Source organism: Marinomonas sp. BSi20584 (assembly GCF_002792415.1).
Taxonomy (GTDB): Bacteria; Pseudomonadota; Gammaproteobacteria; order Pseudomonadales; family Marinomonadaceae; genus Marinomonas; species Marinomonas polaris.
Window position 1 is genome coordinate 196323 of record NZ_KZ454872.1, and the last position, 26361, is coordinate 222683.

General features: G+C 43.4%; 22 protein-coding genes. 8 read left to right on the forward strand and 14 right to left on the reverse strand.

Features of this window, described 5'->3' with window-relative positions:
- Positions 1 to 195 precede the first annotated feature (195 nt).
- The gene (locus TY87_RS05890; RefSeq protein ID WP_072838538.1) at positions 196 to 747 is read right to left on the reverse strand and encodes a flavodoxin family protein; all 552 of its coding nucleotides are present in this window, start codon (positions 745 to 747) and stop codon (positions 196 to 198) included.
- Positions 748 to 884: 137 nt separating this feature from the next.
- Here TY87_RS05890 and TY87_RS05895 point away from each other — a divergent pair, with 137 nt between their 5' ends.
- Positions 885 to 1265 (forward strand): winged helix-turn-helix transcriptional regulator, encoded by a 381-nt coding sequence (locus TY87_RS05895; protein WP_072838537.1) that lies wholly within the window; start codon positions 885 to 887, stop codon positions 1263 to 1265.
- Between the two features lie 13 nt (positions 1266 to 1278).
- Here TY87_RS05895 and TY87_RS05900 read toward each other — a convergent pair whose 3' ends face one another.
- Entirely contained in the window at positions 1279 to 2616 is a 1338-nt protein-coding gene (locus TY87_RS05900; protein ID WP_100186359.1) for a sensor histidine kinase, read from the reverse strand.
- On the reverse strand, positions 2606 to 3271 hold the full coding sequence (locus TY87_RS05905) for a response regulator transcription factor (RefSeq protein WP_100186360.1): 666 nt from the start codon (positions 3269 to 3271) through the stop codon (positions 2606 to 2608). The genes TY87_RS05900 and TY87_RS05905 overlap by 11 nt, the downstream gene beginning before the upstream one ends.
- A 214-nt stretch (positions 3272 to 3485) precedes the next feature.
- On the opposite strand from TY87_RS05905, the gene TY87_RS05910 reads away from it, so the two are divergent.
- The 3 genes from TY87_RS05910 (at position 3486) to TY87_RS05920 (ending at position 7672) form a co-directional block, all read left to right on the forward strand.
- A complete protein-coding gene (locus tag TY87_RS05910; RefSeq protein WP_100186361.1) occupies positions 3486 to 3959 on the forward strand; it encodes a DUF2271 domain-containing protein in 474 nt (157 codons plus the stop codon).
- An 18-nt stretch (positions 3960 to 3977) separates the two neighbouring features.
- Positions 3978 to 6200: a PepSY domain-containing protein gene (locus tag TY87_RS05915; protein WP_100186362.1), complete on the forward strand. Its 2223-nt coding sequence runs from the start codon at positions 3978 to 3980 to the stop codon at positions 6198 to 6200.
- A 197-nt stretch (positions 6201 to 6397) separates the two neighbouring features.
- A complete protein-coding gene (locus TY87_RS05920; RefSeq protein WP_100186363.1) occupies positions 6398 to 7672 on the forward strand; it encodes a sensor domain-containing phosphodiesterase in 1275 nt (424 codons plus the stop codon).
- A 69-nt stretch (positions 7673 to 7741) separates the two neighbouring features.
- Here TY87_RS05920 and TY87_RS05925 read toward each other — a convergent pair whose 3' ends face one another.
- From TY87_RS05925 to TY87_RS05955, 7 genes are all read right to left on the reverse strand, one after another.
- Entirely contained in the window at positions 7742 to 8803 is a 1062-nt protein-coding gene (locus tag TY87_RS05925) for an ABC transporter ATP-binding protein (RefSeq protein ID WP_100186364.1), read from the reverse strand.
- A gap of 2 nt (positions 8804 to 8805) precedes the next feature.
- Positions 8806 to 9798, reverse strand: a complete 993-nt coding sequence (locus TY87_RS05930) for a glycoside hydrolase family protein (protein ID WP_100186365.1) — start codon at positions 9796 to 9798, stop codon at positions 8806 to 8808.
- A gap of 23 nt (positions 9799 to 9821) precedes the next feature.
- Complete coding sequence (locus tag TY87_RS05935; protein WP_072838530.1) at positions 9822 to 10700, reverse strand: carbohydrate ABC transporter permease; 879 nt, start codon at positions 10698 to 10700, stop codon at positions 9822 to 9824.
- A complete protein-coding gene (locus TY87_RS05940) occupies positions 10700 to 11779 on the reverse strand; it encodes a carbohydrate ABC transporter permease (RefSeq protein ID WP_100186366.1) in 1080 nt (359 codons plus the stop codon). Before TY87_RS05940 ends, TY87_RS05935 begins: the two co-directional genes overlap by 1 nt.
- A 91-nt stretch (positions 11780 to 11870) precedes the next feature.
- Entirely contained in the window at positions 11871 to 13148 is a 1278-nt protein-coding gene (locus tag TY87_RS05945; RefSeq protein ID WP_100186367.1) for an ABC transporter substrate-binding protein, read from the reverse strand.
- Between the two features lie 107 nt (positions 13149 to 13255).
- Positions 13256 to 14305 carry a LacI family DNA-binding transcriptional regulator gene (locus TY87_RS05950; protein ID WP_100186368.1) on the reverse strand — a complete coding sequence of 350 codons (1050 nt, stop codon included), beginning with the start codon at positions 14303 to 14305 and terminating at the stop codon, positions 13256 to 13258.
- Positions 14306 to 14520: 215 nt separating this feature from the next.
- On the reverse strand, positions 14521 to 15561 hold the full coding sequence (locus TY87_RS05955; RefSeq protein ID WP_100186369.1) for a zinc-dependent alcohol dehydrogenase family protein: 1041 nt from the start codon (positions 15559 to 15561) through the stop codon (positions 14521 to 14523).
- A gap of 140 nt (positions 15562 to 15701) precedes the next feature.
- Here TY87_RS05955 and TY87_RS05960 point away from each other — a divergent pair, with 140 nt between their 5' ends.
- Positions 15702 to 16163: an Lrp/AsnC family transcriptional regulator gene (locus TY87_RS05960; RefSeq protein WP_011978072.1), complete on the forward strand. Its 462-nt coding sequence runs from the start codon at positions 15702 to 15704 to the stop codon at positions 16161 to 16163.
- 141 nt (positions 16164 to 16304) lie between these two features.
- Positions 16305 to 17594, forward strand: coding sequence for a GGDEF domain-containing protein (locus TY87_RS05965; RefSeq protein ID WP_100186370.1), 1290 nt, complete (start codon positions 16305 to 16307; stop codon positions 17592 to 17594).
- A 63-nt stretch (positions 17595 to 17657) separates the two neighbouring features.
- Here TY87_RS05965 and adhP read toward each other — a convergent pair whose 3' ends face one another.
- Positions 17658 to 18668: an alcohol dehydrogenase AdhP gene (gene adhP, locus TY87_RS05970; RefSeq protein ID WP_100186371.1), complete on the reverse strand. Its 1011-nt coding sequence runs from the start codon at positions 18666 to 18668 to the stop codon at positions 17658 to 17660.
- 195 nt (positions 18669 to 18863) lie between these two features.
- Positions 18864 to 20867, reverse strand: a complete 2004-nt coding sequence (locus TY87_RS05975) for an oleate hydratase (protein WP_100186372.1) — start codon at positions 20865 to 20867, stop codon at positions 18864 to 18866.
- A 278-nt stretch (positions 20868 to 21145) separates the two neighbouring features.
- On the opposite strand from TY87_RS05975, the gene TY87_RS05980 reads away from it, so the two are divergent.
- Positions 21146 to 21598, forward strand: coding sequence for a PA2169 family four-helix-bundle protein (locus tag TY87_RS05980; protein WP_100186373.1), 453 nt, complete (start codon positions 21146 to 21148; stop codon positions 21596 to 21598).
- 277 nt (positions 21599 to 21875) lie between these two features.
- On the forward strand, positions 21876 to 23864 hold the full coding sequence (locus tag TY87_RS05985) for a BCCT family transporter (RefSeq protein WP_100186374.1): 1989 nt from the start codon (positions 21876 to 21878) through the stop codon (positions 23862 to 23864).
- 84 nt (positions 23865 to 23948) lie between these two features.
- Here TY87_RS05985 and TY87_RS05990 read toward each other — a convergent pair whose 3' ends face one another.
- Both TY87_RS05990 and TY87_RS05995 read right to left on the reverse strand, forming a co-directional pair.
- Positions 23949 to 24536 (reverse strand): cytochrome b, encoded by a 588-nt coding sequence (locus TY87_RS05990; RefSeq protein WP_100186375.1) that lies wholly within the window; start codon positions 24534 to 24536, stop codon positions 23949 to 23951.
- A gap of 212 nt (positions 24537 to 24748) precedes the next feature.
- On the reverse strand, positions 24749 to 26361 hold a 1613-nt coding region (locus TY87_RS05995; RefSeq protein WP_332835600.1), incomplete at its 5' end, for a diacylglycerol kinase family protein.

Below are 26361 nucleotides of genomic sequence, written 5' to 3' on the forward strand. Positions count from 1 at the left end.
TGAACGCTGTAATTTTAACAATTAATACCAGCGAATAGTTGGGAATTAAAGCACCTTAAGCGGCGATTTACAAAGGAACAAAGAGACAACTTATGTGGACGAATTGGAAAATATGTAGAGGTTATAGCATTGCTTAGGATGGACAAAAAACGGCATGGAAAGCCATGCCGTTTGAAACACCAAAATAATGCTTAATTAATTGAAGCGGCTTGCAATGTGCGCAACGCGTTCACCGTAAAGACGAGCTGTTTCTAGGTCGCCTTCAGGAATAGCGTCGTTACCAGCGTCAGATGGAGACTGAACTAAAACGCCAACAGAACCACCTAGATTATTGACATCTTTGCGTGTAGCAGCAAGCGTATTAGATGGTGGAAGTCCTAAACTTACCCAAATGCCACCATGCTGAGATGCAAGCGTTTGTAGGTAAATAAGAGTGACTTGTTTGTCACCATTTAAACTTGCACTGTTGGTAAAACCACCGAATACTTTGTTCTTCCAAGCTAGAGTAAACCAGGCTTTAGATGTTGCATCAGCAAATTTCTTAAATTGCCAAGGTGCACCACCCATGTAAGTTGGGGCACCAAAAATAATGGCATCAGCCGCGTTTAATGTATCCCAATCCGCGTCTGTAATATCGCCATTTTCATCGATTTGAATACTTTCTGCGTTAGCACCCTTTGCAACGTACTCGGCAACGTGTTTGGTATGTCCATATCCTGAGAAGAAAACCACTACTGTCTTTTTCATTACTCACTCCAATGCTTTTGATTATATGAATACGAGGTAAGGCCTCGTCTTGTTTCAACAAAATTGATAGTATGTTTTAGAAACTAACTATACAAGAAGTAACCTTTTAGTGACTAGGTTACCTGAGGGAAACTACCTTGAACCAAGATAACGCGCCTTTATCCTATAGTATTTATGCCAAAGGCTGCCCAGCAAGAGCCTTTTTCGATCGTCTGGCTGATCACTGGACACTATTAATTATTAGGTTACTAAGAAAAGACTCATTTCGGTTTAATCAAATTAAACGTGAAATAGAAGGTATCTCGCAAAAAGTCTTGTCTCAAAAGCTCAAGCAACTAGAACGAGATGGCCTGATAACTCGTACTGCTTTTGCCACCGTGCCAGTGACAGTAGAGTATGAATTAACGGACTTAGGGCATGATTTTGCCCAAACGATTGAGCTGTTTGCTGATTGGGCAGAGCAAAATATAGAGCAGGTAAAACAGGCGCAAAAAAACTACGACGATGTTAATGCATAGAAGCTGGCTATACTTAGTCGCTACTTCCGGTTCTAGGGTTAACATTTAATTCCACTTCAAAGCCGTCTTGCTTACCCGCCGCTGGGGATTTGAGCTGCAAGGCAATTCCCGCTCCTGAGGTAATGGCATCGACAATCGCTAGCCCTAGACCTGAGCCGGAAGCGGTCGTATTTGCTCGCACAAACCGATTGCGCAACAAGGCGAGATCTTGCGGTGCAACAAGATCGCACTCATTCACCACTCGCAGCGTTCCATCTTCCAGCAAACTCACTTCCACTGGACGATTAGCTCGACCATGTTTGAGCGCATTTTCAATCAGATTACGCGCTAGAATGGCAAAGGCATCTGGGTCTAACAAAGAGTTAATATCACTTGTCGGCAAGATTAATTTGATGCGTTCTGGTGACTGACGAGTAAAGTCGCCCGCAATCATCTTCAATATAGGTACAAGATTATGCTGTTGTTGTGAGATGGCGCCACCGCCTTCTGCTTTGGCTAATTCGAGTAATTTTTCAGACTGTTTTGATAGGCTTTTGAGCGAGCTTTCAACATCAGTAATTTGCAGTTTTAATTGCTCGTCTTGTGTGACCGATTTGATTCGTTGCACCTTAGCCAACGCTGTCGCCAGAGGTGTACGTAATTCATGGGCACTGTTGGCGGTAAAACTGCGTTCTGCTTCTAGTATGCGGCGTAGTCGCTCGAGCAAGCGATTGACGGCTACCGCAATGGGTTTAAATTCTTTGGGTAGTTTTTCCATTTCCACTGGCGATAAATTCCCTGCGCCACGTTCTTCAATAGCATGTTGAAAGATAACGACTTTACGAAGAGACAATCGAATAATCCACCAGATACCTAACAAACTAATTGGTGCTAAAAACAGTAAGGGAAGCAGTAGTGCAATCGCTGCCTCCATGAGATCTTCTTCCCTGTGTTCTAGCGGTTCAGCCACTTCAATATAAACACGGTGTTCTAATGCGGATGTGGTGTAAATCCGATGGGTCGAGGTATTAGAGAAACCTATTTTTAGGTCTTCGCCAAATATCTGCGGATTGGCATCTTTAGAGCGCAACAGCACATTGCCTTGCTGATCTTTAACCACATAGGTGAGGTATTCATCATCGTTTTCTAGCGTTGGGATACCGAGACTATCGTTATTTTTTTGTTTAAAAGAATCGGCAATCACCAAGGGCAGAATATGTTGAGCAGACTTCTTGAGCGCTTTATCGAAAGATTCGTTCATCTCCTTTTGCACCACCAAACCCGAAGTTATGGCGCCGAATAGCCAAAGTAATGAGACCCCCAAAGTCAGACCTATGCTCAGGCTTTTCTTTAAGCTAGCGTTAGTGCTCATAAGTCTCCAAACGATAGCCCATGTTTCTGACAGTAATAATGACATCTCGGCCCAGTTTCTTGCGTAACCGACTGATGTAAACTTCAATGGTGTTGCTCTCGATCTCGGCACCGAATTGGTACAAGCGGTCTTCAAGCTGCGAGCGAGATAGAAGCGTCCCTGGGCGTTGTACAAAGCCTTCGAATAGCGCCCATTCACGCGCAGTCAATTCTACGGCTTGTCCATTCGCCTTGATGCGATGTTCACTCAGATCTATTTCTAAATGACCGATTTTGACGAGCGGATTTGGATCGCCACGATAACGTCGAGCAACGGCTCCGACACGAGCGGATAATTCAGAAAGGTCGAAAGGCTTTACTAAATAATCGTCGGCTCCGGCGTTTAGTCCTTCAATTCGGTCAGACACCTGATCACGAGCGGTAAGAATGATAACGGGCGTTGAGTCTCCGGATTTTCTTAGGCTTTTTAAAAAATCAAAGCCATTACCATCCGGTAACATGAGATCGAGCAGAATCAAATTATAGCTGGTGGCTTTCACGCTGGCTTCGGCAAAACTCAGGCTTTGCACCCAATCTACAGCGTGGCCGTCGTCCCGAATTTGATCCCGAACGGCTTCTCCTAACCCAGTTGTATCTTCTATTAACAATACTCGCATGCTGTATCTCTGATTCTATTGTTTTGCTCATCATAGCTCATCGACCTGACATTAACCTGAATGACGCGGATTTTTGTCTTGTTAGCTTTTTGTGCCTTCTTAAGAACTTGTGCCTTCTTAAGAACTTGTGTCTTTTTCAGAAAAACATTCGCGTTCAGCTCAGAGTCAGGTAAGGGTTATAGAGTGTGCTTAACAGACATAAAAGGAAACCACGATGAAACACATTCTATTGGCGTTAAGCATTTTTTCAGGCTTGGCATTGTCCATGTCAGCACAGGCTCGTGAAGTAACCTTTACTACCCAACTGGCTCGCTACAATGGCAGCGGCGCGTATTTTGCGATTTATCTTATGGACGCCAATGACAAGTACCAGCAGACGATTTGGGTTGCAGGAAAAGAACGTAAGTATTATTCACACTTACGTGGCTGGTCTCGTGCAAGCGGTAAAAAAAGTGCTGAATACGACGGCAAAACTGGAGCAAGCATCACCAGCGGTAGATCGTTAACCATTACCCAGAACATAGACAATAGCTTGATCGACTCTGGCTATAAAATAGTGATTGATAGCGCTGTCGAAGACGCAAACAGCAACCAAGCGGATGTGTCGACGCCTTTGACAACGGCAGGATCCGGCAAAGCAGTAATCGGGTCCGGATATGTGATGTCATTTACTTACGATCTTAAATAAGCGGGTGGAGTAAAGGTTATGTTACGCAAGTTGCATGGTTTACCAAGTTTAGCTGTGATGTTGTTTGTCATAACGCTGGCCTGTACTGGTGCGGTGCTGTCTTTGATGCCGACATTTCATCGAGCCGCCGCTATGATTCCAGCAGTAGGTGAGGTAAGCGTTGCAACGCTGGCGCAACATGTAGTGACGCATTTTCCACAAGCCGAACGTATAGAACGAGATCTTTCTGGCGAAGTCATTGTGCATTATCAACTAGATGAAAAGTCTCATGCAGACTTGGTTAATCCGTTAACTGGCGAAAGTATTGCACCGTACCAACCTTCCGCTGTTATGGTTTGGTTAAAGGATCTGCATCGCTCATTTTTATTGGGTGACACCGGCCGAATTATGGCAGGTGTGACTGCTGGTTTTATGGTGCTGATTTGTCTTTCTGGAACCTTTTTATTGGTGCGTCGCATTGGTGGTTGGAAAGCCTTAGTTAGACCTTTTAAAGGCAAAGGCGGCAAACGCATTCATTCGGAGTTAGCGCGTTTCGCCGTACTTGGTTTGCTACTGTCCTCATTAACCGGTGCCTATATGTCAGCACTGCGCTTTGGTGTCTTTACCGATCATACTTATGTAGAAGCCGAGTTCCCGAATGCTGTATCGGGTGGACGGCCAGCTTCTGTTAGTTCGTTAATAGCATTAAAAAACATAGATTTAAGTGAACTGCGAGAGCTCACCTTTCCTGCTCCTAATGACCGACAAGATGTCTATTCTTTAACGACTCGCCATGGTGCTGGTTTTGTCGATCAATCAACAGGGCAATGGCTTTCTTTTGAGCCTTTACCTGAAAGCGGTGCGTTTCAGCAGTGGGTGACGAAACTCCACACAGGTGAAGGTTTGTGGTGGTTAGGGTTAATCCTAGGAGCTTCTGCGTTGACTATGCCGGTGTTGTCTTATACTGGTGCTCGGTCTTGGTGGATTCGTCGCCGTTCGGCCATTACCCAAACCAATAGCCAGACTAACAAGGTGAGTTTTGAGCAAGCGGATACCATTATTTTAGTCGGATCAGAGGGCAATATAACTTGGGGATTTGCTCGAGATCTGCAAGCAAACCTCTGTAAAGCGGGTTGTAGGGTGTATTGCGCTGAGATGAACCAATTGGAGGATTATTATCCACAAGCTAAGCGATTGTTTATTTTAACTTCGACCTACGGCAATGGCGATGCACCGTCTTCTGCCCATAATTTTTTAACAAAATTAGGGAGCTTTCGGCCGGATCAGACCCTGCAATTTGCCGTATTGGGCTTCGGTGATCAGCAGTTTTCGCAATTCTGTCAGTATGCGCTAGATGTGGATGCAGCTCTGCAAAACAAAGGCATAGCTCGTCTTCATTCGGTAGGTTTGATCAATCGAGGTTCTTCTGCACAATTTCGGGAATGGGGTAATGATATTGCTGATGTGACCGGTATTCCGCTTGCTTTAACTCATAACCCTCTGCCGACTCCGACCGCAAAACTGACACTGATAGATCGTGAAGACTATGGTCTAGAAGGCTTGGCTGCCACGAGCATTTTTCGTTTTAGCGCTACTGGTAAGGATTCATTACCTTTTTTTGAAGCCGGTGATTTACTGGGTATTGTGCCGCCGGGAGACGACGTGGCGCGTTTCTACTCCTTGGCGTCATCAACAAGCGATGGCGTGTTGGAAATCTGTGTACGTAAACAGCCTCATGGTGTTTGTTCTGGGTATTTGCACGGTTTAATAATCGGCGGCGGTATTGAAGGCTTTATCCGTCAAAACCCTGAGTTTCGTCCTGCACTTGGCAGCAATCCAGTGATTCTAATTGGTGCGGGTGCGGGTATTGGACCGTTGGCGGGTTTTATTCGCAAAAATACCCAGCGCAATCCTATGTTCCTTTACTGGGGCGGACGCAATGAAGAGGCTGATTTTCTTTATCAGCCAGACCTAGGTCGCTACCTTGAGGATCATCGTTTAACTGGACTACAAACGGCTTTCTCTCAGGTAAAGAGCCAAGCCACTGATCAAATTACTGAAAAAACTTATGTGCAAGATAAGTTGTTACAAGATCAAACCGCCGTTCGACAAATGTTAGAGCAAGGCGCGCAAATTCTTGTTTGTGGTGGCCGAGACATGGCTGCTGGCGTTGCTCAAGCAATTAATGACATTCTTAAACCCTTGCAGATCAATGTTGATTCATTAAAAGCGCAAGGGCGTTATTTAGAGGATGTGTATTAGCCTATTTACCTAATGATTCATTTATTTACATAATGACATTAAGAAACAACGATAGACTCAATTGGTTACCTAATAACGTCTAAACAACACAGTAAGAACGTCAGTGTCTTTGTTATCCTTTGCTTAGTTTTTGGGATGACTTTCATCATATCCAATGCATATAGATAAATTCTCAGAGGTAGAGAGTGTACGAGATAATGATGCTGAAAATAAACGATGATGTTGACTTATTGTCTGCTATTTTAAATATGCAGAGCGAAGAGGAAATTGAAGAAGATCTTCTGACAGCATCGCTGCATCAGGACTTAGATCATTTGATTCAAACCATCCGTCAGCACTTGGGAATGGACACGGCTTTTTTATCTCGTTTTCATCATGGTTATCGCGAAATGCTACATGTCGATAATAGTGTTGGTTGTACCACTGTTCTTCATCAAGGTCATAAAGATAAAAATGAAGAAACCTATTGCCGGCTGATCGCGGATAAAAAACTACCAAATATCATTCCAGATACCTCAAAAAACAAACTAACAAAAGACTTAGCAGTCACCAAAGTGTTGAATATTGGTAGTTACATTGGCGTACCAATCTATCTATCAGACGACTCCATTTACGGCACTTTATGCTGTTTCAGTGAGCGTGCGGATCAATCATTATCGAATAAAGACCTATCGCTTCTAACCCTATTCGCAAAATTTGCAGCGCGTAAAATAGAAAAAGAACTTATTGTTTCAAAAATACAGCAAGTAGCCCGTGAAGATATTTTCGATATCATCCATAAAAAACGGCTGAATGTTGTCCTCCAACCCATTTATGATTTGAAAAGTAAGAACGTTCAAGGCTTTGAGTGTTTATCGCGCTTTCAAACCGAACCATATCATTCTCCTGATTATTGGTTTAATAAAGCTAATGTGTCTGGTATTGGTGAAGCACTTGAGTTATTTGCCATTGAGGAGGCGCTTAATTTGTTGCCTGATATTCCAGAGCAGTATTACATAACCCTCAATATCTCTCCTAAGCATCTTACCTCGCCTTATCTGCAAGCCATGTTAGATAAAGCACCTTTGAATAGAATTGTTTTGGAGGTGACTGAGCGAGAATGTATTCCAAACTACAAGGCATTTCGCGATGCTATTCAGCCTTTTCGGGAACGAGGCATGCGACTTGCCGTTGATGACGCTGGAGCGGGTTTTGCAAGTTTTCAGCATATACTGGAGCTGCAAGCAGATATCATTAAATTAGATAGAAGTTTAATTTCTAATATCAATTCAGATCATAGAAAAAGAGCCTTGGTTGCCGCTTTAATCGGCTTTGCAAAAGAAACCAAAAGCAACGTTCTCGGTGAAGGTGTAGAGACCTTGGCAGAGCTGGAAGTGCTACAAGAGTTAGGCGCTCAAACAATTCAAGGATACTTTTTTTGCCATCCGCTGCCAATTGATGACGTGTTAACTTTTTGCTCTAGTCGAGCTTAGTTTGTATGAAAAGAGCCTCTTTAATGAGGCTCTTTATCATGATTGTTTTAATAAAATTTGCTCGTCTTTTTAGAAGACATGAACCTTTTCGATATCAAAACACAGGCTTATTTCTTCGTCGATTTCAAATACTTTATCTTCATTAATAGACGCAATTACCTTATTGCCATCTGCTAATGTAATGTCTAGCACGGTTTCGGTACCAAGACGTTCTGATAATGACACACGGCCATGCATCGAACCTTTGACTTCACCGTGATGAGGCTCTAAATACTGAGGACGAATCCCTAGCTCAAGAGTGTCACCAACGGCAACATCACGATTGTGCCTAGGTAAGACCACCTCATCTATAACGTCTGAACTGACGGTTATGCTGTCGTTATCATGAGCCACCACTTTTACTTTCACAAAGTTCATTGATGGAGAGCCAAGGAACCCCGCGACAAAGCGATTTGCTGGCTTATGGAAAAGCTCCATTGGTGATCCAATTTGTTGCACTTCTCCATCTTTGAGTACGACGATTTTGTCTGCTAATGTCATCGCTTCAACCTGATCGTGAGTCACATAAATCATGGTGGCATCGAGTTTTTTATGCAGCTTTGAAATCTCCATTCTCATATCCATCCGTAAGGCGGCGTCTAAATTCGAGAGCGGTTCATCAAATAAAAACACTTTAGGATTACGAACAATGGCGCGACCTATCGCAACACGTTGTCTTTGACCACCAGACAGCTGGCTAGGGCGACGATCCAGCAAATGTTCCATTTGCAGAATCTGTGCAGCTTCGTTTACCCGCTGCACTTTTTCATCTTTGGGAACGCCAGATACGGTTAATCCAAAGCCAACGTTCTCTCGTACTGTCATGTGAGGAAAAATGGCATAAGATTGGAAAACCATGGCGATCCCTCGGTCCTTTGGTTGTAAGTCATTGACGACTTTTCCATCTATGGTTAACTCTCCACCAGAAATATCTTCAAGCCCTGCTATCATGCGTAAAAGAGTGGATTTACCACAACCAGAAGGGCCAACAAAAACAACGAACTCGCCGTCTTTGATATCGATATCGACGCCCTTAATAATACGAGTAGAGCCGTAGTTTTTTTCAATGGATTTTAGCTGTAAATCCGCCATGACTACTGTCCTTTTTTATTGTTATCGTCTGTACTTAACAATCCTTCATCATTCACATGTACTGCGACAGGATCTAAAATTTCACCAACAAAGCCATTTGGGCCTTGATCATGAAAACCTATGATAACGGGGCCAGTATCGGTTTGTAGGATGCGTGCAGCATATCGGTAGCATGGTTCATCGCCGTCTAGGAATTCACTTTCTGGGAGGCTCCATGGCCCTTCAGGGTTGTCCGCAACCAAATAGTGATTACCGGTGACTGGTTTACCTGCACGAGCTTTTATAAAAGCATCGGCCCAATGAGAAGACGATGTGCAGAATAAGCAGTACCAACGGCCTTCAAGTTCAAACACTTGTGGTACTTCTAATTGGCCAAAGCCGCCAACAAAAACAGGTTTTTGTAGCTCCCAGTGATACAAGTCGTCAGAGGTAGCAAAGCCAATTGCGCCGCCAGCATTGGGTTCTTCAATGCCTGGTGCACGAGCGGTAAAATACATTAACCAGCCTTTGCCATTTGGGTTTTTCATCACCCATGGGTCTCGCATCGCTCGATCATGCCAATGACCTACTTGATGCTGGTCTTCATAATATTGGGCATTTTCGCCGATTATGTCTAAGCACAAGCCGTCTCCCACACGTTTCCAATTATGCAGATCATCGCTTATTGCGTGACCGACACGTTGATATAAACTTTTCTCGGCTAAACAGGTGCCAGTATAAAAGAGGTGATATAAGCCATCATCGTCTTTTACCACGCTGCCGGTCCAAGTTGTGGAGTCGTCCCAGGCTGTTGTTGTCGAAGGCTCAAAACAGGTGCCTAAATGTTCCCAATCGATCAAATCTTTTGATATTGCATGAGCCTGAGTGACATTTAAATGGCGCAACTCAGGATCGATAAGTGACTTATCTGCTTGCAGGAAATAGCCATGCCAAACATCACCTTCTTTGTGATACCAGCTGTCCCATATCCATTTTTTTTCTAATGCTATTGTCATTTTTATTACTCCAAAAAAAAAGCCTATCCTTTGACACCTGTCGATGCGATAGAGGCGATAAATGCGCGTTGTAAAGCGAGATAAAAAGCTAAGACAGGCACAGTGATTATGGTGAGATATGCCATAACTTCTCCCCATGCCGTGTTCAATTGAAAAAAGTACTGTAAGCCAACTAATACCGGGCGATATTGCTCTTGCTGCGTCACCATGATTGGCCATAAATATTGGTTATACATGGCTAGGAACTTCAAAATTGCAGCTGTGGCAATGATCGGACCAGACAAAGGCATAACCACTCTCCAGTAAACCTGCCACCAACTGCAGCCTTCTATTCGGGACGCTTCAATAAGCTCCTTAGGCAAATCTTTAAAGTATTGAGCGAACAAGAAAATGGTTAGACCGTCGGCGATAAAGGGGATAATTTGCACTCGATAACTGTTTAACCAGCCCCAGCTAAAGCCATCTAATCCAAGCCAAGGCAATTTTGAAACCATCAACAACATTGGAATCGCTATGGTTTCAAAAGGCACAATTAGAGTGGCTAAAATAATGGAAAAAGCGATGCTTTTTCCTCGCCAGTTGAGGAATACAAACGAAAAACCTGCCATCGAACAAACTAGCAGACCAAGTACAACCGTCACGCCTGTTACAAGGAGTGAGTTCAGCATAAACATGCCAATGGGAGCGCGTTCAAAGGCTGCCTTATAGTTGTCAAAACTAATGTCCCCAATGGGTAGAAACGCTTTAATAGAGGATGTATCTGCTAACAACTGTTGATCAGGTTTTAGTGACGACATCATCATAAAAAGAATCGGCGTGACAAAAATGAGAGCGATGAGAGTCAATACCATATAACGCACGATTAAGCGCAATGTTGGGTTGTCCGTATCTAGTTGAAACATCAGTTTTTCTCCCGTGTTAAGTAGCGCTGCAGTAGGGAAATACTCAAAACGAGTAGGAATAACACGACAGACATCGCTGAGCCTCCAGAAATATCCTGCTTTCCGTAACCGCGTTCTACTGCCTGATAAACAATAGTCTGAGTGCTATCCAGAGGACCGCCACTTGTCATCACATCGATCTGCGCAAATAGCGAGAAGGCTTGCATGGTAATGACGATTACGACTAATACGGCCGTATTACGTAAGCCTGGCCATGTGACGTAGCGGAATGTCTGCCAAGGACTTGCACCCTCAATTTTCGCTGCTTCATAGAGTGTTGGAGAGATAGTTTGTAAGCCTGATAGCCAGATAATCATGTGAAAACCTACCGCCTGCCAAATAGACATAGCCATGATTGAACCGAGCGCCGTATCTTGATTACCCAGCCAGTCCACTGCTTTGAAATGACCAAATGTGAGAGTATTCAGCACACTATTTAATAGTCCGTTTTGGCCGTCATAGATAAAACGCCATAACAAAGAGACGACCACGATCGATACAACGACAGGCATAAAATATATCGACCTGAAAATCTGTATGCCGCGTAATGGTTGGTTAATTAGTAATGCCAATATGAGTGCCAAAGCACCTTGAATAGGGGCAACAAACGCCACGAAGGTAAGGGTATTAACCAGAGCTTTCATAAACACAAGATCACTGGCCATAATCGCGACTTTTTGCTCTCCCCAAGAGAATGAGAACCACTCTTTCATCCCTTGTACATTGGGATAATCAGGGTTATTTCGGGTGAATTTTCTGAGTCTTGGGTATTTATTGTCCCCGTTCTTATCCACTAAAATGTTGCCACTAGCATCGATTTCAGGATCAACTACCAAAATGCCTACATCTAGCATATTGTTGTAGTTTTCTAACCCCACGAACTCTGCTGCGTTAGGGGACATCAAGCGCTGATTCGTTAAAGAGAATGCAATAGCTAAAATAAATGGAATGACAATAAATAGAAGCATCAAGCCGAAACCGGGAGACGCAAACAGCCATCCTGTGGTGTTATGCCGCGTTAATATCGAGTTTTTTTTCATAAAAAATACCAGTATCGCTAGCTCTAAAATATTTTGCTAAAAGTAGGCAGGTAGAGAAGTCCTATACCTGCCAAGGACCTATCAAAACGTATTAACGGCTGTAGCCGCGGTTTTTCTCAATATCGGCATTAATTTCATCAGCTGCGCTATCTAACGTGTCCGCAACATCTGCACCATCAGCGATATCTGCTAAGGCTTTTTCAAAGACTTTTGCTTCAACAATATAACCAGGAGTGACGGGACGAACTAAGGCCTGTGCTTTGGATAGGGCATAAAAAACGGCCAAAGCTCCGCCTTGTCGATAATTTTTTGTTAATTCTGCCGCGGATTGTGTTGGTGGTATTACGCCAATGCTGTCTGAAAATGCAGCTAAGTATTTATCTTGAAGAGCAAATTCAATAAAGTCCGATGCGCCTTGTGGGTGTTTAGAAGCCGAAGAGACTCCGAATTGCCAACTTGCAGCACCTATTTTAGGCCCATGTCCAAAATCAGGTGCAGGCAAAAACAGCGCATCATCACCAAACTTATTTAAGTTTTTTAAAGCCGCCCAGTTTCCGTACCATTGCATCGCATATTTTCCCTCTAATAATCCTGTTTCATGGTCTGCTGGGTCTTGAGAGTTGCCTGGCGCATAGCCATTGACGAATAAGCTTTGCCACCACTCACCAAAGGCTATGGCTTCGGGGCCATTTAATGTACCTTCAGCTGTTTTATAGGTGGAACGATCAATCAGGTCGCCACCGAAACTTTGTAAAAATGGGCTAAAAGCATAAGGAAACCATTCGCCACTTTCAGCCATACCTAAATCAAGCGGATAATCATATTTTCCTGTCGCTTTCAGCTTTTTAAGAACGTCGTTGAATTCTTCTTCAGTCCATGGTGAGTCAATTGTTGGTATACGAGCTCCGACTTCATTTAAGGTTGAGCGGCGTGTCATCATAGCGACGGCAGAGTCCCATAAACCGATTGAATACAGCTTCCCGTCCCAATAGCCTTTAACTCCTGGTAAAAAATCAGCAATTTTTGCTTCGTCGATTAATAAAGGTCGTAAATATCCTGCCCATGCCCAATTAGGCATCACAGGACCATCCACATCCAAAATATCTGGTAAGTTGTTAGCTAATGCGGCAGCAACAACGGAGTCGTTGTATGAACCTTGGGGAAATGACTCTAAAACCACATTCCAATCGTCTTGACTGTTATTAAAGTCATTAACAATTTGATTAATAACTTTCGCTTCAACTTTATTACCTGCGCCGTGATACCAAAGCGAAAGATCTGTTTTTGCAAAGGCGGAAGTCGAGACAAAAGCGCTCCCTAAAACACTTGCAGACAACATGGTTAATGCCAATTTTTTTGTTATTTTCATGTTTTTCTCCCATTTATATGAGCTATTTTTAAAATGACACCGATGTCATTTTAATTAAAAGAAACACATCGTAGCTCTGATGCGATTCTCGATAAAATTGTTGGTGATTAAATCTTAAGTATTGATTGTCGCCAAATGACAGGGCTATCAACGATGGTTATTGCTGAGTTTGGTGCTTTTTGGTCTTTACCATCAATCAACTTTAAAAGTTGTCGTGCCGCTTCTTGCCCAATTTCTTGATAAGGCAGATGTACCGTGGTTAATGCTGGGTACAAACCTTCAGTAATCGCAAGATAGTTATCATAACCTGCAATGGATATTTGCTCAGGTATACGGATACCCTTGACTCTTAAAATACCATAAAGCTTGAGTGCCATTTTGTCGTTACCACAACAAATAGCAGTAGGCGGACAGGCCAATGAAAGCAAGTGATCAATCGCGTCGATGATCAATTTTTCGTTGTCTAGTAGATCTAGTGTGTCTGCACATAAAACTAACTCAGGATCGTACGCAATGTCGTTTTCATGTAAGGCCTGTTGGTATCCTTCAAGTCGTTGATGCGTTGCGACCATGGATGGGTCTAAGGTCAAGTATGCAATTCTGGAGTGACCTTCTTTTATGATTTTATCCACTAAAGATTTTTGACCCATTTGGTCATTTGGAACCACGGATGTTGTGTGGTTTGTATCAAAGCAGTTTGCTAGTACAGTGTGGATGCTTTTACTGGCGATAGGTAAATCTATTTGCTTATGATAATTCGCCACATAAATAAGCCCTTCAACACGATGTTCTTGAAATGTCCGAATTAAATGAGACACCGATGCAGCAGAATCTCCTGTATCGGCGATTAATAACGTTTTACCAGAGGCTTGCATTACCTTTTGAATACCCTGAACAATAAATAAATCAGGCAAACCAGTGGGTGCATTAGATGTGTCAGAAAAATGAGAAATAGCACCTGTGACCAAGCCGATAAGCCCCGATTTATTTGATCGCATAGATCTCGCCGCAGTACTTGGAACATAGCCAAGAGCTGCAATGGCAGCTTCTACTTTCTTACGGGTCTTTTCTCCGACAGGAACATCATTATTTAATACGCGAGAAACTGTTTTTGGAGAGACTCCAGCGGCTTCTGCAACATCGTAAATGGTCGTCATTTTTATTCTTTTCTCGTTATGACATCGGTGTCATTTTTATTTAAAAATAAATCTCTGTCAACCTCATCGAACATAAAAAGATCAATTTTATTGTTATATTAGAACGATGATGGTTATTTAAGACTCTTTTAAAAAGAGATATCTGATTGGTTTTATTCAATAAAAAGAGCGCTTACTTTTTGAGTTAAGCACTCTTTTTTATAGATAAAAAAAGGTTAAAAGCTTGTGACGACAGTGACGCCCGGTGGGTTGATCTTATCCATATTGGTTAGCGCGACAATAGATTCTTCCAAACTGATGGTTCGACCAAGCAGTTTCTCTGGGCTGAGTTTGCCAGACTTAATCATTGCCAGCATGGCGTCGTAACGAAATGCCTGCATACCATGGCTGCCGATGATTTCTAGCTCATGAGCGATAACCAGATTCATCGGAATCGGCGGTGTGGCTTGATCGGCTAATAACAAGCCGACCTGAACGTGCTTGCCTAGTTTTTTCAAACTTTTAATAGAGTTGATGCAAGTCGTTGGGTGACCTAAAGCATCGATCGATACATGGGCACCGCCGCGGGTGATTTCTTTAATCGCTTCAGCCACATCTGCCACGCTGGTGGCGTTAATTGTTGCGTAGGCGCCTAGGGCTTTTGCGAGCTCAAGTTTATCGTCTGTCACGTCTACTGCAATAACATTGGCACCAATACTGTTAGCAATCATGATGGCAGACAGTCCAACGCCACCGCAGCCATGAACAGCGACCCACTGACCTGCGCTGACTTTACCCTGATCGACAACCGCTCTAAACGAGGTAACAAAGCGACAGCCAAGGCTCGCTGCTGTGGTGAAGTCTATGGTTTCAGGCAAGGTAACTAGATTCACATCCGCATGATGAATAGAGACGTATTCCGCGAAAGATCCCCAATGGGTAAAGCCTGGCTGAGTTTGATTGCCGCAGACTTGATGATTCCCTCCGTGGCATTCTGGACAAGAACCGCATCCGCTAACAAAAGGTACGGTCACTCGGTCGCCGACTTTAAAGCGCTGAACATCTTTGCCAACGGCTTTAATAATACCGGCAAACTCATGGCCCGGAACGTGTGGCAGCACAATGTCGGGATCGTGTCCCATCCAGCCATGCCAATCGCTACGGCATACACCTGTCGCTTCGACCTTGATCACTACACCATGTTTTTCTGGCGTTGGATCTTCTACATTCATAATTTTTGGTGTGGCCGAAAAGCTTTCGTAGACAACTGCTTTCATGGTTTGCTCCTTTGGTGATCTATACGTCAGACTAATAGACTACTTAATACACTAGAAATTACCTTGCTCTTTTCCTTGTATATTAGAGAACTTAAGAAATATTATTTCAGATATAAGGTTAATTAGAGGGGAGTCTTTCAATGGCGGCTTTGGATAAGGTAGACACTGATATTGTTCGGCGCATGCAGCAAGATGGCAAATTGACCAACGCTAAATTGGCCAGTGAACTATCATTGAGTGAAACGCCCTGTTGGCGAAGATTAAAGCGGCTGGAGGAAGAGGGCATTATAACCGACTATCAGGCAAATCTTGATCGTCGTAAATTAGGCTTCGGCGTGATGGCGTTTGTGCAACTCACTTGTAATCAGCACGATGCCGAAACCACGCAAACTTTCGAAGAAATGATCCAACGTTGCGACAATGTTTTATCCTGCCATAACACCACAGGAGCGGCGGATTTTTTGTTGCAAGTGGTCGCCAAAGACTTAGATGATTACAGCCGCTTTGTCGATCAAGTGCTTAGGAAATTACCCGGTGTGTCTGCGATTGCTTCGAATATTTCTTTGCGGGAATTGAAAGCCTCAACGCGGTTGCCAATATAAATTTGGTGTAACAGAAAGAGGTTAGTTTGCTATGTAAGAATGACGAGTCACGCAGTTACAAAATAAAATTTACATCTACATGGAGGTCAGGTTTGATAACAAGGATGAATAAATAAGTAAGCTTCAGAAAGGAGAGTAACATTGACAAACAATTACGATCATTTGATCCATATTAGAGATCATTCCGAAGTTGCCTTATATGAACTTATCCCTGATGTTGTGTGGATTTTTGACCTTGATAAACACGGCTGGTGGTGGGGCAACTCCGCCTCTCTTAAGTTTTGGGGATTAAACACACTTGAAGACTTGATGAATAAAGACTTGTCTGGTGATACCCAAGGCGCAAAGGATCGCACTGCACAAACGTTTGAGCTGGCAGCGAAGTCAGGCTTAACGATCGACCCTTGGACAACCTATCCAAATGGAAAACCAAAAACTCTGTATATGCGTCATCGTGCGGTTTTGGTCGGGCCGGATAAACATAAAGCCATCATTGCGTTTATCAATGAAGAAGTGAATATTGGGGATATTCCAGAAAATCTATTACTGGTTGAAGCCATGCGCTACACAAGTGTAGTGGTGACTAGCTTCAGTTTTGCTGGTGATCCAATTGTAGAGAATCCAGCCTCTACAGAAGCTTACAAACACCTATCAAGACAAAACACCTCAGAGGGGCAATCTTTCTTTACCTCGCGCTTTGCCAGTTTAGTAGAAGGTCAAAAAATACTAGCACAGGCAATAGAAGAAAAAGGCGGACAATGGACTTGTGATGTTAAAACCTCCGCGGGTCCTCGTAAGCACAGCTTAGATGTACGCATGACACGTCATCCTTTAACGGGAGAATTTTTGCTGCTGATGTCTGAGTATGATGTTTCTGCACTACACACGGCTCTAGAAGCAGAGAAAGTGGCGCAAGATAAACTGCGACGGCTAGCACATTATGATGCCGTGACTGGGATTCCTTCATTGCATTATTTGTTGGAAAAAGAAGGGGAACTGATCGCGAAAGCCAAACAAGACAACCATTTATTATCCATTTTATATTTGGATCTAGATGGCTTTAAACAAGTGAACGATAATCACGGTCACGAAGCGGGTAATCAAGTTCTTACTAGCATTGCTGAGCGGTTACATTCCCAAACTAAAGATGTTGGGCAAATCGTCAGAGTCGGTGGTGATGAATTTGTTATTTGGCTTGATCGTCTTGATGATCGTGATGAAGTGCTTAAATTGGCCAATATCATTCTAAATGTCGTATTAGAGCCTGTCATGATCAGTGATACGAATAAAACGGTACAAGTTAGTACTAGTCTAGGTATTGCTCATTACCCTGAACATGGTGAAGACATGAAGTCGCTTATACAAACTGCTGATAGCACTATGTACCGTGTTAAAAAGCAGGGTAAATGTGATGTACAAGTGGCAATTTAAATAATGAAGCCAACCCTTGATGGTTGGCTTCATTGCTTTTAGGGGCGGTTAAAAGACAATAAATTACAAGGTCATTACGATACGGCCTGTAATTTCGCCTTTTTCCATATCGGCGAAGATTTCATTAATATCGTCTAAGGATTTTTCTGCGATAATCGCTTTTACCTTGCCGCGTGCGGCAAATTCCAAGCATTCTTCCAGATCTTTACGAGTACCGACGATGGAGCCAACGACACTGACGCCATTGAGGACGGTGTTGAAAATAGGCAATGGCATGTCTTCTGGTGGCAAACCAACCAAGACACATTTACCACCACGTCGAACCACGTCATAACTTTGTCTGAAGCCCGCTTTGCTGACAGCAGTACAAACGGTGGCATGAACACCTGAGGTTGTTTCTAAAATCTCTTTAACAACATCGTCAGTTTTGAAATCAAAGAAATATTCCGCACCGAGTGACATGGACAGCTCGCGTTTCGCAGTGCCCGTATCGACAGCAACTACTCGAAAGCCCATAGCAACGGCGTATTGCACGGCTAAATGGCCTAGACCGCCAACACCAAATAGAGCTACCCAATCGCCTGGCTTGGCACCGGACACTTTGAGCGCTTTGTAAGTAGTTACACCGGCACAGAATAAAGGTGCCGCTTCAACATAACCTAAACCTTCTGGAACTTTAACGACATATTCAGCATGAGCTGCGCAATATTCAGCGTAACCACCATCGACGGAGTAACCTGCATTTTGTTGTGAAAGACACAAGTTTTCGTTACCTGTTAAACAATATTCACAATGTCCGCAGGCACTGTACAGCCAAGGAATACCGACACGATCTCCCAATGCTAAATGCTTTACTGCACTGCCGACTTCGACTATTTCACCAACACCTTCGTGACCCGGAATAAAGGGCAGTGTCGGTTTAACAGGCCAATCTCCATGACAAGCATGTAAATCCGTATGGCACACACCGCAAGCATGAATTTTGACGAGAACTTGATGTGGTTCAATCTTGGGTTTAACAACATCCTCAATTTTTAGAATGGCACCAAACTTACTGGCTACAGCTGCTTTCATAACAAACTCCATCTTTTATTTTTTTGTGCTGTTTAGGACAGCGTTATATTTAAGAACACTTTCGTTTGCTTCTTTACTTTAAAAGTAACCAAATAAAAAACTTATCCATCAGTCCAATATGTTTGCATCACAGTATAATTTACATTTTAAACTAGGTTTTTTTGCTTTTTTAATCTGATAACTTTTTGTTTTTAATCAGCTTTTATTTTTGTTGGATAGACTTTCTCTAAGCGAGCTAATCCAACCGCCGAACTTATGCATCACTGTGCTGCCTTTACCGAGTAGCTCATGCATCTCTTCTTCAAATCGAGATTGCTTGCTTTCCTCAGGTTCCGGTAGTGGTGGTAAAATGTGTGCGAAATAGGTTTTGTCGAGCAAGCGATGCAGCAGGCGTTCACCCATAAATGGCTTGCCACTATTGAGTGCTCTGGCGCCTTTAATCAAGTTACGAATATCGTACTGAGTCGGGCTAATATCAGGCACTTGTTTAGGAATGTTCAGTAGTTTATAAACCCCAATACGAGCCGTACGAATGGACGCTTCCATGGTGAAAATAATGTCGTTGCGTGTTTCTACAAACTGTCCAATTAAACCTAAATTAGTGCAACCTTCTGGCACAGCATGAGGGCGATCGCCAGCCGCTCGGGTCATAAATTGAGCCGTAATATAAGGCATGAGTGCGAGGCGAATTTTGGTATTGGCAACAATCACATCAAGCTGGTCTTCAATGTTTAGGTGATAACAAAGCTCGGTGAGGATTTCTTTGCCAGTGCATTGCGCCATGGTTTTGTGGATACGATTACCTGGTTTATCCATCAATAAGCCATATACCCAAAGAACCAATGTATCGTCTGGTTGGTCTGGGAAATGTGGCTGACGGTTACAGGTAACGCTCATTAGCCAGTTTGAATCGGTAATCGTGATGATGCCGCCAGTGACAGAGCGACCAGAATACGGATCATTTACGGACAAAGTTTTCAGCTTGTCGATAAGAGGAGAAGGTTTACAAGTGAGTGTGGCCGATTCCCAGATGGATTTATCCACATCACCGTAGAATTTTTCTGGCTTGCCGAATACTGGCGATTTTTTTGCCAAATTTTTCCATAAGGTCCAGCCGCTGTTTTCACCCGGATCATGCTTGTCGCAAGTGAGCTCAGGCACGTTTTCCATATCGCCATAAGCCGTGTGTTCCGTCATTGATCCCGTTAGCGTAAAGACCAAATCGCCAAGCCCGACATTAATGTGTTTGGCTTCTTCTTTGCCTTCTTTAATGACAACCGCTCGAATACCGGTTACGGTTTTTTTATCTCCAGAAAAGGAGATATCAAGATCTTCCACCCGAGTGCCGAACTGAAAGGTCACGCCTTTCTCGCGCAGCATATCTGCCAGCGGTTTAATAAAGGTATCGTATTGATTATACTTAGGAAAAACCAATGCCGACATATCAGCAAAACCATCGATAGAGTCTAGGAAACGATGCAAATACAGTTTGGTTTCTAATAGGCTGTGGCAATTTTTGAAGGCAAACATGGAGCGGAAAAGGAACCAAAAGTTTGTTTTTAAGAAACCTTCACTGAAATAATCTTCGATACTGATGTCGTCTAATTCTTCCTTACGTTTTAGCATCAAACGAATCAGTTCCCATTGCTGGGATTTGCTCAGACCAAAGTCCTTCGCGTCCAACAATTCGCCACATTTGTGCATTAAACGCGCTGCGGAATAGTTGGGATCGTTGTCATTAATAAGACGGTATTCATCCAGAATGGAATAGCCTTCTGGCAACTCGACTGCAGGTACATCTTGAAACAAATCCCACAGAGTGTCGTAGTTCCAATTCATCTCACGACCGCCACGGATGATATAACCTTCTTCAGGATTACCCGCACCATCCATAGAGCCGCCTTCCACAGTCATTTCTTCTAAAATGGTGATGTTTTCAGCCGGCATATGAGCGTCACGAAGCAGATAAAAAGCCGCCGCAAGGCCGCCGATGCCACTGCCAACAATCCACGCTTTACGATTTTGAATACCTGGAGTTGGCAAAGTTGTGTGGCGAGCATAAGGCGCAATAAAATCGCAAGGCGGTAAGGTGTTTAACGCTTGGTGATGCCAATAATCGCGGGTGCTATCGGGTTCATGTTCGAATCCCTCTGGGGCAGTGGTAGAAATAGTAAACGTCGAAATGTCTTTATGACTCATCACATTTTTCCCTTCTTTAGGCGCATTAGTCGAAATGCTATGTGATCATAGTGGCACAGAAGAAGACGGTGGAAACTGCGTTAGATCAAGGATTGCGTCTTAATTTTCTATAAGAAAAAGAGGTGTTGTAAAAGAGTCTCTACTTATTGCAGTAAATATGCAGTCTAAGTGCATCTCCTGAAATACGGTTGTTTTTAATCCTGTCATCGCCAACTATGTATGCAGGAACACGAAATAAAAGAAACGTTAACTAGAACAATTTAGCTTAGGAGGAAAATATGCAAAATCAAACTGCACATGCCCACCACATTACAGACATTATTAAAGTGATGAACGGCGGTATTGAATTCTACCAAGAAGCGAAAACCAAACTAGATGACAGTACTTATAACGCTTTTTTTGATCGCATGATTGGTGCTAAAACGGAGGCAGTGACAGAGCTACAGCCATTCGCTATCGATCAGCAAGGTGAAGTAGAAACCGATACCAATAATTTAGTGAAAACGCGTCAGGCTTATACCAAATTGATGTCTAAAATCTCCAGTGAATCCACTGCTTTTACTTATGTTGACCAGCTAGAAGAAGTGGAAGATAAGGTACTTGAAGAGCTCGACCTCGCGTTAGAACGAAACCAAACGCAAGACTGTGAAGTTACTCTACGCCGCGTTAAAGTCAGAATGAAAGAGTGCCATGACGAAATGAAAGCTCTGCAAGTAGCAGCTCAGCATTAACAGTTTGTACTTGAAATAAATTGTATTTTCCAAAATGGCAGTGTCTTATTTCGCTAATTAGTATCCGTTTTTAAAACGAGACCAAGGTGAAAATTAAGCAAAATAGTCGCTGAATACTGCTTTAATTCAAAAGCCAGCATTGACAGGTTAGGGGTCAATGCTGGCTTTTTTGTGTCTATTTAACGGGTTCACTTATGGCAATAAATGATTAGACATCTAATCATTTATTGCAATTATTGTCAGCTTTTGTCAAAGTATGCATAGAGGAGGAGCCTTTATGACCAATTCACAAAAGACGGCAACGGGTGCAATTTTGCTACCTGTATTTATTCCAACCGTTATTGTTACCCTATTTCTTATCGTTGGAACTCTAAGTAATCCAGAGCTTGCAGGGGAAGTATTTCAAAGCGCATTGGCTTGGGTGACTAAGACCTTCGGCTGGTTCTATATGCTGGCTACCGCGATTTTTCTCGTATTTCTTGTTTGTATCGGATTCAGTCGTTGGGGCAATATTCGTTTAGGCCCAGACCACGGAGACCCGGAATACAGTTTTCCGGCTTGGTTTGCGATGCTATTTTCCGCGGGTTACGGTATTGCTTTATTGTTCTTTGGCGTTGCTGAACCTGTCTTGCACTTTTCCCAACCACCTAATGCAACCGCCGAGACAATCGGTGCTGCTCGCGAAGCCATGCAAATTGCCTACTTCCATTGGGGTTTACATATTTGGGGTATTTACGGCCTGATGGGGCTTGTGCTCGCCTATTTTGCTTTTCGTCATGGTTTGCCGCTAGCGGTACGTTCGGCGCTTTACCCTCTGATTGGTGATCGTATTTATGGTCCTATTGGTCATATTGTCGATGTGTTTGCCATTCTCGGTACCTTATTTGGTTTGGCGACCACACTTGGGTTATCGGTTACACAAATTAATGCGGGTTTGCATTATCTTTGGGAAGACATTCCGATTAATACCACGGTGCAAATCACCGCCATTGGCTTAATCACGTTAGCCGCGATTGGTTCTGTGGTTGCGGGTATGGATAAAGGGGTGAAAAATCTTTCGATTTTGAATATGGGACTGGCTGTATTCATTATGGTGATTGTGTTTTTCGTTGGCCCAAGTATTCACATTCTTGATGCCTTCGTACAAAACACCGGCTCGTATCTGAGTAACATTGTTGAGCGTACCTTCAATCTACAGGCTTATACGCAAAGTGATTGGATTGGTAACTGGACGCTGTTCATCTTCGCGTGGACTATCGCTTGGGCGCCGTTCGTCGGTTTGTTTATTGCCAAGATCAGCCGTGGTCGTACTATCCGTCAGTTTATTTTTGGCGTGCTTGCAGTTCCGACATTATTTACCTTCCTATGGTTTGCTATCTTTGGTGATACCGCTCTGTATTTGATTATGGAACAGGGCAAGGATGTATTGATCGGCGAAGTTCAAGCGGATCACTCAGTTGCATTATTTCAGTTCTATGACTTGTTACCTTGGTCTACTTTTTTATCTGTGATCACGGTATTTTTGATAATTACCTTCTTTGTTACCTCTTCGGACTCGGGTTCATTAGTGGTCGATTCATTAGCTTCTGGTGGCGCACTAGAAACGCCAGTTTGGCAGCGTGTGTTTTGGGCGTCTCTTGAAGGTATCATTGCCGCAACCTTATTGTTGGCTGGTGGCTTAGGCGCACTGCAAACCATGAGTATTTTGGCTGCTTTGCCTTTTGCCATCATCATGTTGATTGCAGCACTTGGTTTATGGCGAGCCTTGGTAATCGAGGGTCATCGTGGGGCAGCCGTGGAGGCAGCAGCAACTCCAGGTCGAGCTTTCAGTAATGAAGGCAGCTGGCGCAAACGTTTAAGCACCTTGTTTAAGTTTCCTGGCGAAGCCAAGGTGACGCACTTTATTAAAGACGTAGTTGAACCGGCGATGGAAGAAGTTCAAAAAGAGCTGGCGATTCATGGGTGGAAAGCCAATATCACCAGAGAAAAAAATGGCGTGACTTTCCAGCTAGAGCGTGACGAAAAATTAGACTTCTATTACCAAGTTGTAGCGACGGAACATGAGATACCAGAGGCGCACAGTGAGAACTCCAAATACGATACGCATTGGCAAGCGGATGTGTATATTCGCAATGGTGCGTTGGGTTATGAACTCTATGGTTGTAGCCAAGATGAAGTCATTCGAGACCTGATCGATCAGCTAGAGCAGTACTTTAACTTTGTTGATGCCGCGCCAGGGCAATTGCCTTGGAATACGGTTTCTTAGACATAGATCTAGTAAAAAAGAGCTAACCAAAAAGCCAGCATTGACTCAACAAGAGTGAATGCTGGCTTTTTCATTGGCTTCACTTTAGCCTGCTATGCGAGCCAAAATGTTATCTTTGAACCAAAAGCGGTGTATTAGTGCCATTGCTATGTGGCCTATCATTAATCCTGCCAGTAGCCATGATAGAGGGCTGTGTAACAGATCGGCAGGAGCAACCATCCACGCAATATGACGTTCTGCTTCGGGCAGCATGGTCATGCCATATAAACGTATTTCATAGCCCTCACCATACTGACGTAGTAAGGCAACAGCGGGTAATAAAAGTAGTAATACATAAAAGGCTGCATGTACTAGACGTGCTAGCTTGCCATCCCAGCCTAGTGTTTTGGGAGGGCGTTGTTTTCTGTTTAGCCATGTCCAATATAAACGAACAAGGGTGACGACCAGAATCAGCAAACCTAATGACCCATGTGGGCCTATGCTGTCTAAGAATAATGTAACCGTATTTTTTCCTGTTCCTCGCCAAGCTAGTACTACAGAGAATTGTAATATGACGAGGGCTGCGGTAAGCCAATGTAACGTACGGCTGACTCTTCCGTAGTAATTTTGACTGTCTCGCCATTTTGTATCACTTTGATTTATGATGCCTGTGTTTTCTATATGTAACGTCATTGAATCCAGAGCTCCCTAATTTTTAACCTTGTCCTGAAGTTTGTAACTCGTGTTGGTGGTTAAAAAGGCTTTGTATAAAAGAGTGTGATTATAACGATAATTGTTATCATTTGAAGGTGTTTGTTGTGGAAATTATGACACTAAAAACGAGAGCCTAATGAAAATTAGGCTCTCGTTTAGGTATTTTGAGAGGATGGCAGAGCTAACTAATCCTAGCTAACTACCGATTCAGGCACGATGACGCTTAAAGATTTAGGCATGACGACCACTTCTAGCTTCTCTGCTTCACGTTCTTCGCCATCCACCACATAATGGCCAACTTGACTGATATCCACTGTGACGCGTTGTGCAGAACGATGAAAGATACCGCTGTTGCCTTCGGGACTATTGTTGTCTTCCGGTAAGTCGCTTTCTTCGTTTCTGTCACCCATACCTAGCATGGCTAATTCTGCTAAGTTTAATATTTGCATGCGTTCTGGGTCTAACCAAGTTAAATCCAATTCGCCATCCATGATATTCGGCACACCTTTACCTTGTGCTAACAAAGTGGTGATTGGCGCTGCGTTAGCAATGGTTAAACTCGGAGTTTTGATGGTAAACGGCTCTTCGTTATTGAGCTGTACGGTAAACTCATAGACATCGTTTTGCCCGATGGCTTCCCATAAACCTTTCAAATAGGCAAGTTGCCCGCTAGTGTTCTTTTTACTACGATCGGCTTTTTCAATCATTTGTTGTTCAAAGCCAACACCAGCCAGTAATAGCATTAATTCGCCATTGCAGGTTGCGGTGTCGATGCGTTGCTCGCAGCCGTCGATCAAATTCAAGCAGATCGTTTCCAGTGGGGCGATTTTAGACATGGTGCCGCACAATACATGGCTTAATGCATTAGCGGTTCCAAATGGAATAATGCCCAACTTGATATTTGTGCCTACCATTGCGGCAGCAACCTCAGTTACTGTGCCATCTCCTCCACAGGCAATGATCATATCTGGTGAGGCTTTGACAGCTTCTTTGGCTAGATCAGTACCGTTTATTTCCGGTGTTGTTGTTTTTACCGTGATATCAAAATAGGCAGATAAGTAACGCAAGATCAGATCTTGTTGTTCTTCCCATTGGCGCGTACCAGACACTGGGTTGGCGATTAACCAAGCCGAGTTATGAACCACTAGCAGCTTATTATCCAAAGCACGTTTCAAATACTTAAACTGGCGCTTATTCAAACGAGCTGTTTGGCGTATTTCACGTATTTTATCCATGATATCGCTGGGTGACGATTTTGGATTCTGGCTGAGCAAATACGCCGCCATCATAAACACCGAGCGGCCACGGCCCAAAGCACAATGCACGACAACGGAACGTCCCGTTTTACGATGCGTATGTATCCAGTTTAGCGCACGATGTATTTGGGTATCGGAGGGAACTGAATGGTCAAGAATAGGGACGTTCAAATAATCCACATCGGCTTGGTATGACATCCAATTCAAAGAGCTGAATTCAGCCGTTACATCTAATACTGCACTGATGTTCTCGCTTTTGATTTGGTGAATATCAGAAGGAAACAAACGTCTCGCAAGGTATAAACCTTCATCTATTTTTTGTAACGCAGGAACAGAGTCTGTGCTTCTCGCCCAGCTGTTATAAAGTTGTGTGCTCCATAAAAATGGCATAAAGACCCAACGAACATACACGGGTACAGTGCCATCGGAGCGTTTGCGAAAAATGGTGGGGTTGTTAAGAAGGTAGGCAAGGCTGACAGTGAAAAAAGACAGGGCGAACCATGCCCAAGCTAGCTGGAAGTAGACATTGTTGGTCATAATAACCAACA